The 6,708-nt window shown below is 66.0% G+C and carries 11 protein-coding genes; all 11 read right to left on the minus strand.

What is annotated here, in order from left to right; translation table 11 throughout:
- Positions 1 to 54: 54 nt before the first annotated feature.
- Complete coding sequence (locus Q0072_RS16460; RefSeq protein WP_298332385.1) at positions 55 to 642, minus strand: hypothetical protein; 588 nt, start codon at positions 640 to 642, stop codon at positions 55 to 57.
- Between the two features lie 415 nt (positions 643 to 1,057).
- Positions 1,058 to 2,482 (minus strand): DNA cytosine methyltransferase, encoded by a 1,425-nt coding sequence (locus Q0072_RS16465; protein ID WP_298332413.1) that lies wholly within the window; start codon positions 2,480 to 2,482, stop codon positions 1,058 to 1,060.
- Positions 2,482 to 2,922, minus strand: a complete 441-nt coding sequence (locus Q0072_RS16470) for a hypothetical protein (RefSeq protein ID WP_298332388.1) — start codon at positions 2,920 to 2,922, stop codon at positions 2,482 to 2,484. The genes Q0072_RS16465 and Q0072_RS16470 overlap by 1 nt, the downstream gene beginning before the upstream one ends.
- Positions 2,923 to 2,998: 76 nt before the next feature.
- Complete coding sequence (locus Q0072_RS16475) at positions 2,999 to 3,190, minus strand: hypothetical protein (protein WP_298332390.1); 192 nt, start codon at positions 3,188 to 3,190, stop codon at positions 2,999 to 3,001.
- A 68-nt stretch (positions 3,191 to 3,258) separates the two neighbouring features.
- The gene (locus Q0072_RS16480; protein ID WP_298332392.1) at positions 3,259 to 3,750 is read right to left on the minus strand and encodes a hypothetical protein; all 492 of its coding nucleotides are present in this window, start codon (positions 3,748 to 3,750) and stop codon (positions 3,259 to 3,261) included.
- Positions 3,751 to 3,783: 33 nt separating this feature from the next.
- Complete coding sequence (locus tag Q0072_RS16485; protein WP_298332395.1) at positions 3,784 to 4,212, minus strand: hypothetical protein; 429 nt, start codon at positions 4,210 to 4,212, stop codon at positions 3,784 to 3,786.
- A 19-nt stretch (positions 4,213 to 4,231) separates the two neighbouring features.
- Positions 4,232 to 4,477 (minus strand): hypothetical protein, encoded by a 246-nt coding sequence (locus tag Q0072_RS16490; protein WP_298332398.1) that lies wholly within the window; start codon positions 4,475 to 4,477, stop codon positions 4,232 to 4,234.
- 33 nt (positions 4,478 to 4,510) lie between these two features.
- Complete coding sequence (locus Q0072_RS16495; protein WP_298332401.1) at positions 4,511 to 4,870, minus strand: hypothetical protein; 360 nt, start codon at positions 4,868 to 4,870, stop codon at positions 4,511 to 4,513.
- Positions 4,867 to 5,310 carry a hypothetical protein gene (locus tag Q0072_RS16500; protein ID WP_298332404.1) on the minus strand — a complete coding sequence of 148 codons (444 nt, stop codon included), beginning with the start codon at positions 5,308 to 5,310 and terminating at the stop codon, positions 4,867 to 4,869. Before Q0072_RS16500 ends, Q0072_RS16495 begins: the two co-directional genes overlap by 4 nt.
- Entirely contained in the window at positions 5,311 to 5,625 is a 315-nt protein-coding gene (locus tag Q0072_RS16505) for a hypothetical protein (RefSeq protein WP_298332407.1), read from the minus strand. It lies immediately after the preceding gene.
- Positions 5,622 to 6,708, minus strand: a 1,087-nt coding sequence (locus Q0072_RS16510; protein ID WP_298332410.1) for a toprim domain-containing protein, incomplete at its 5' end; no start/stop codon positions are given. The genes Q0072_RS16505 and Q0072_RS16510, both read right to left, overlap by 4 nt.

The raw sequence follows: 6,708 nt of genomic DNA on the forward strand, positions 1-6,708 counted from the left end.
TCTCATCGGAACTAACTGTCCGCTAAATGCCTTTTTCCGGGTCCCACGTCCTCCTTAAGCCGCTTCCAGTTCCGCGCCATCATCCCACCCATAGTAGCGCGCCTCGGTGTGGGATAGACGCGCACTGAGGGCAGCGTAGTCCACAACCGTTTCCCGCAACAGGCCGTAAAGGAAGTGCTGTACGTAGTCCTCATTGAGGTGCTTTTCCTCGGGGATGTGGTAGTTCTTCCGGACGGTCCTGGCAGGCCCATCGACGTCATGACGGAACCCGTTGAGCGTCGTCGTGCGTTCGTAGCTCGACCCTTCACAGTCGGAGCAGGTGGAGACCGTAACCGTCACGATCCCTCCGTGCGCCTCGCTGTAGAAGCGGCGCGTGTAACGTTCCCTCAGGATGTCGAAGTCAACATCCTGTTCGACCTCTTCGTCCTCTATGTCAAAGCAAGGCGACAGCAATGACAGACGCCCCTGCGCCTGAAGGATGTCCCGGACCACTTGGCTGTCACGGGCCTCCACCAATACGAACTGGAAGTTCCGATCATCCTGGACTTCGAGTTCCCTGATCAGGGCGAATGCGACAGCCCTTGCGCGGTAGAACTCGGGCGTCCCGTTGATACGCTCGCGGTTGCTGCTGGTGCTGATCATTTGCTGACTTCCTTTCCTCTAACTGCTGCCGATGCGCATGCATCGGCGGCTGCCAGCCGGCGAGGCGGGGAGGCAAGTGGAAGGGATCGCCGGAGAGGAGGGGGATCACCCACCCGAAGGGCGGCCGGCGTGCCGGCCGGCTCGCAACGGAGCATAGCGAAGTGAGAGCTGGGGATACCTCTCCGGCGACGACGGCGTAGCCGGCGCTTGTCCCTTCTGCGCGCCAGGGGCGAAGCCCCTTAGCAGACGCGCCGGCTGGCGCTGACATCTGGAGAAGCCACCCGCCCGACGCTCTGGTGATAGGTCCTGCGGTCACCTCTTAGACCCGGCCGAAGGCCAGGAAGCCCTCTTCCCCGTCCCATCCACCGCTACCGCCAACGGCACCTTCAGCACCCGGCGCTGCCAACAACCAATTTCAGATCGCCAACGCCAACTGGCCCAACTCCGCCACCACTGTCCCAGCTGCCACCGCACCGGTTCCGGCAGCGATGCGGACCGCTCGGCCAACGGCGCGACCGAGATCCCGAAAGCAGTTCCACACCACGGACTGACCGAGCAGCTCGTGCGCCCGCGTCGAACTCCGGCCCGTCACGATCGCGGCCGTCAGGTCTGCCGGCAGCGACTTCACGGCCGCATGCTCCCGCGGTGTCAGTATCCGCGACAGGGCAGGATCGTGAGGAGCCACGAGCTGGGGCTCGGTCGTTCTGCCCTTCCAGTAGCGGCGGCCGATGCAGGTGATGGCCCTCGCCTCGCCATCGACGAGATTGCGCTTGAAGCCCCCGCCCTTGGCCGCATGACGAGCGGCATGGAGCTCCAGATACTCCCGCCGCCGCCAGCTTACGTGATCGGCCGGCACATGCTCCAGAATCTGCCCCAGCGTTCCGGCCCTGTTGATGGCGGCCACCACCTGGAAGGCGACAGGCGCGATCCCCTGCGAGAAGGCCACTATGGACCAGCGTCGACGGTCCTCCAGCGCCCCATGGGCGCCGCCGGCAAGCTGTACCTGGAAAACCTCGTATCCCCACCGGGCGAGCTGCGTGCGAATGATGTGTGCGGACGCCGTGCCGGCATAGTCGACGACATTCTCCAGCACCGCGATCGCCGGGTTGGTAGCGCGGACAGTGGCCAAATAGCTGACCACGAGATGGCCTGCCTCGGTGTCGGCCTCAGGCATGGCGAACTGCTGCTTCTTCGCCCTGCCCTGCCGGCTGGCCGCCGTGCATGGAATGCCGGCGATCAACAGGTCCAGCATGGGGAGCTGGGCGGTGTCCACCTCGTCAATGGGGCCTTCGACGGATACCCATGCCCCACGGGTCGCAGGATTGGCGAACAGGGCCACCTCCAGTCCGTCCGCATCAATATCGGCGACTAAACTGGACACGGTCGCAATCCCCTCCGACGCGAGGCCAGCATGGATGGCGTGATCCAGGACGCCGCCGCCGGTGAAGACCGACCCAACGGCGAGCGGGGCACCCTCCGCCAGCTTGCGCCGCAGGCGATCCTCCCTGCTGGCCCTGGCCACCGCGATCGGCGCCAGCGCGACCTCAATCTCGCCCGCCCTGAAGATACACCTGACCCTGTCGTCGCTCACCCCGAACACCCGCTCGACGATGGCGCCGGCGACGTCGACGATGGGACGGACAGTGGCGCCGCGGGCGCGCGAGGACACGATGCGCTCCCCGCTGGCCGACAGCCGCAGGACCAGACGTCGGCGCTCCGGATCGGACACGATCGTGAAGCGCGCGCCCGGCCGGAAGCCCGCCCAGGCGAGACGCGGTCCCTCCTGCCAGAGACGCCGGCGTCCGCGGTTGAAACCGATTTTGGTGTGGACGATGTGCATCACGCAGCCCTCACCGCCTGGGCCGCGCGCTCTTGCAGGAACTTGGTCCAGGCCCACCGGCGCCCGAGCCCTTGGACGGTGCGCAGACCCCGGGCGTGAGCGCGCTCCTCCATCGTCACCGCAACGGCAGCCAGGTCGGGATGATGATCCTGCAACCAGGCCACCTCGGCTTCCTGGCTGGCCGCGCAGATGAAGCACGCCGATTTCACGGGCACAGGCAGGCCCGTCGCGCGGATCTCGTTCTCGCAACGCTGACGGTCCCAGCCCCAGTCAACCAGTGGATATTCGTACCGGTGGCCCGGGGGCCATTTGCCGGTCGCGTTGCGAATCCGCTTCGCGTCCTTGGGGCCGCCGTAGGCGACGACCACGGGTTCGTGGTCGAGCATGACCGGGACAACAGGGTGCAGAAGGGTGTTCGCGCGAGCTGCCAAGCGCGGCATGGGGAACCTCATGAATGGGGGAGCGTGCGTCAGCCTGACCGACCGGCTCTGCCGGCGTCAGGCGGCGAGAGTGGGATCAGATGCCGAGGTCCTCGTCTTGCCTGGGGGGCGTCGGCACGAAGGTGGTGGCGATGCCAATGGCGGCAATGCGGGGAGCATAGGTCCGGTAGAGGAAGCCGCCCGGAACCTCGATCCTGTCGGTGATGATATCGTGGTTGAAAGGCTCGCCGCTGAATGAGGTCTGGGAGACGATGACAGGGGTCTGCATGGTGACGATCCTGATGGGAGAAGGCGGAGAAGGCGCACCCGCCTACGGCGGCGGGAAGCAGCAGCGGGCTACTCGGCCGCGCATGCTGGCGCCAGCGCCGGCGTGGGGCGATGCTGGGCCAAGAGACGGATGCCGGCGTCGGTGAGCTCGCAGGTCTGGGCGCGAAACGGACCTTGGGGCCAGCGGGCCCACCGCAGGGAGACGACGCGGCCAACGACCGACGCGTTGTTGAATCCGGCGATCCGATAGCTGGTGTCGCTATGCTTGACCTTGGTGATGCCGCCATCACGGATCCGTTCCAGGACGTCCAGCTGGGTCGGTGTCGGGTTCTGTTCCGCGGGACTGCCGGCGCGGGGCCGATAATGCTGGTAGAGCCATTCATTCCCATGGCTGTTGCGCAGCGCATGAAGGGTGGCCCCCATGGTCTCCGCGTGGCCTTCCCAGGCCTGAGGCCGGCACCAGTAATCCAGCACCAGGGTGTTCCTCCAGTTCCGCCCGTGGGCGGCCGCGAAGGCTTCCAGGGCACAATGTTCGTCGATCGTGATGTCGCGGTAAGTCATGTCTGCTCTCGGATGGAGTGTGAAAGAGCGGCGTCAGTTGAGCGGCGGGCCACCATTGTGGCCGAGCTGCCGGTTGACCGGCCGAATGTCGGTGCCGGCCTCGATCGCGGCCGGGTCGTAGTAATGGGGCCGTCGGCGGAGCTCGTGCTCCTCCAGCAGATCCGCGAAGAGCGGGTAGCGATGTTCCAGACGCCGGCGCAGTTGAAGCCGTCGGGCGGCCGCCTTGCGTTCGGCTGGCCAGCGGCGGGGTTCGGGTGCGATGTGCGTCCACCCCTGGTTCCAGCCCGATCCCGGGCGGACGCGAGGCATGTGCTGCTCCTGGATGGCCCGCTCGTAAGCGCGGTCGAGCACAGTGCAGGTCCAGAGCAGCCGGCCGTCAAGGGTCACCGCATCTGCCGGCGGCTTGGTATGAGGATTGAGCCAGCCGACGGTGAGGACGCTCATGCTCTTCGATCTGAACATGGGGTTGGCTCCTGATTGGTCAGGCGGCGCGGACCAGGCGGTAGCCCTGGTCCTGGGCGGTGCGCAGGACATTCAAGGCGTCAAGCAACCCGGGCTGCTCATCGTCATCCTCGAACCCGGCCATAAAGCGGACGGCGAAGCCGAGCGCCTTCTCCACGCGGACGTCCGTCAGCGCCTCGGTGCCGGTCTGGCAGAAGCAGACACGCATTTCCTCCAGGGCATTGGACCAACGTTCGCCGGCGCCACCGCAGTACTTGCAGGTCATGTCGATTCTCCAGGAATGGGTGTGAACGGGAGTTCAGGCCAGGGCCTGGGCGGGGCTGAACCAGCGGGCCAACCAGCCGGCGCCAGCACCGGCAGGGGTGGCCTGGTCTTGGACGAGATCCAGCGAGCAGGCTCCCTGGGCGAGACGCTGTTGGAGCACCCGCCAATAGTGCTGGGTGCGATCCGGAGCGAAGCTGGTGTGGACCACCAGATCGTGCTTTCCATCACCACAGGCCAGCGCATTCTCCAGGCACCGAAGAACGGCCCAGCACTGTGCGGCCGCCGGGGTAGGAGCGCGGGCCGGCAGATAGGTCATGCAGCGCGGGCCGGACTGGATGGTAACGAGCTGGCCACGGGCATCCGGACGGACATCGACTTTCACGATGATCTTCATGGGGTCACCTTCAGGGGTTCGATGCTGCCAAGGCGGAGCTGGCCATCCTGCACCTGGACGGTGATCACGCGGGTGATGGTCGGCTGGCGGATGGAGCCGGCATGGAGCAGCAGGCGGGCCTTGCGGCCTTCGACGAGGGGAATGCCGTCCCGGAAGACAGCGTAAGCGGACCGCCAGCAGACGGTGGCATCATCGGCGTCGAGCTGGCCGCAGCCGACGGTGGAGCCAGCATCGATCTGGAGCCAACGGGCATCGGGTTCACTCATGGCATCCAGGGTCAGGCCCTCATAGCGATCGGCATCGACATGGATGTCGACGATGGTTCCGTTCGGCGAGGCCTCGATCCGGAGACCGTCCGGGTCCCAGCTGGTGGCGGCGGCCGGCAGGGCCAGAAGAAGGGCAGCCGCACAGACGGCGAGCCGGGCGATAGGGAGCTTCATTCATTCCTCCGGGCAGTGCTTGCGAGAGGGATCGACGAGGTTCAGCAGCGTGTGCTGCAGCTGGGTCGGCCCCCGGTCCAGTGTGTCGAGCCGATCCTGATGCAGACGGATGCGCATCTCACCGGTGAGCGTGTGGTAGGGAGACAGGGCGGCCGCCAGGGCATCGATGGACGGGACCTCACCGCGGCAGGTACCGACCCACAGGTGGACGTAATCATCCGGCCCGCTGGTGACGGTCGCGAAAAAGCTCTGCATGGGATTGTCCCAGCCCAGGGCGATGCGATAGCGGCCGTTTTGCAGTTCATGGCGGCTCATGCTGCGACCCTTTCCTGCATCAGGCCCTGGTGGAAGCTGCGGACCCGGGCAGCGACGGCCAGCGGGCCGAGCTTGAGCAGGTCCTCGTTCCAGTCCTTCAGCACCGGCCGGGCCCGGATGATGATGAGACCATCCCGGTCCTGGAGCCGTTCGACGAGGCGCTCAAAGGCGGCATCGCCAGCCTTGTCGTTGTCGGCGCCGACGAGGAGGATCCTGGTGGAGACGGGAATATCCATCTCACCCAGATGACCGGCCGATGAAGCGGCCCAGACGGCAAGCTCCGGCAAGGTCGTGGCCACGGCAGCACCATCTTCCACCGCCTCAGTGGTGAACAACACCGTCACGTCCCGGCCCTGCAAGCGGCAGGCGGCACCATACAGGTCACCGAGCGACATCTTCGGGTCGGGCATGTCCGCCTTACCGGCGTCCTGGCTCAGGTAGATCCGGTGAATGCCGGCGAAGCGCCCATGGATGTCCTGGAAGCGGGCAATGAGCGCCGGCCCCCTGCCAGTGTGCTGGATGCCCTTCTCGCCCGGGCGGGTCTTCTGCCACCAGCCCCACCAGCAGCTGGCGTCGAAGGCCAGGTTGGAGAGGTGCCGGCCGATGCCACGGCGCAGGAGATACCGTGCGCCCAGGGTGTTGCGCAGGTTGCGAGTGCCGCGCCAGATCCTCAGGGCCATGGCCTGAAGTTCAGCCGTGGATTTGGAGGGGCCAGCGGCGTTCGTGTTCCGGAACGTCTCCGGCACCGGCAGCCGCAAGATCCTGCGCAGGGTTTCCTTGGTGCGCCCCCAGTCGTCGGCGCCACTGCTGAGATGCACGAGATTGAGGATATCGCCATGGCAGGTGTCGTCGGCATAGTCCCGGAACCGGCCCTTGACCAGGTTGACCTTGAGGCTGTCGCCCACGTCTCCATAGACGTTGCCGACGCAGAAGCTGCGACCGGCCACATATCCGTTGGGAAACAGATGAGCGCAGACATGCAGGGCGTTTTCACGGGCCTGCGCTGCTAAGTCGGATAATTCAGGATCACTGAATGCCATGATCACCACCCTCATATTCGGCCAGGAGATCGGCTGGATCGAC

The organism is Asticcacaulis sp., from assembly GCF_027484505.1.
Taxonomy (GTDB): Bacteria; Pseudomonadota; Alphaproteobacteria; order Caulobacterales; family Caulobacteraceae; genus Asticcacaulis.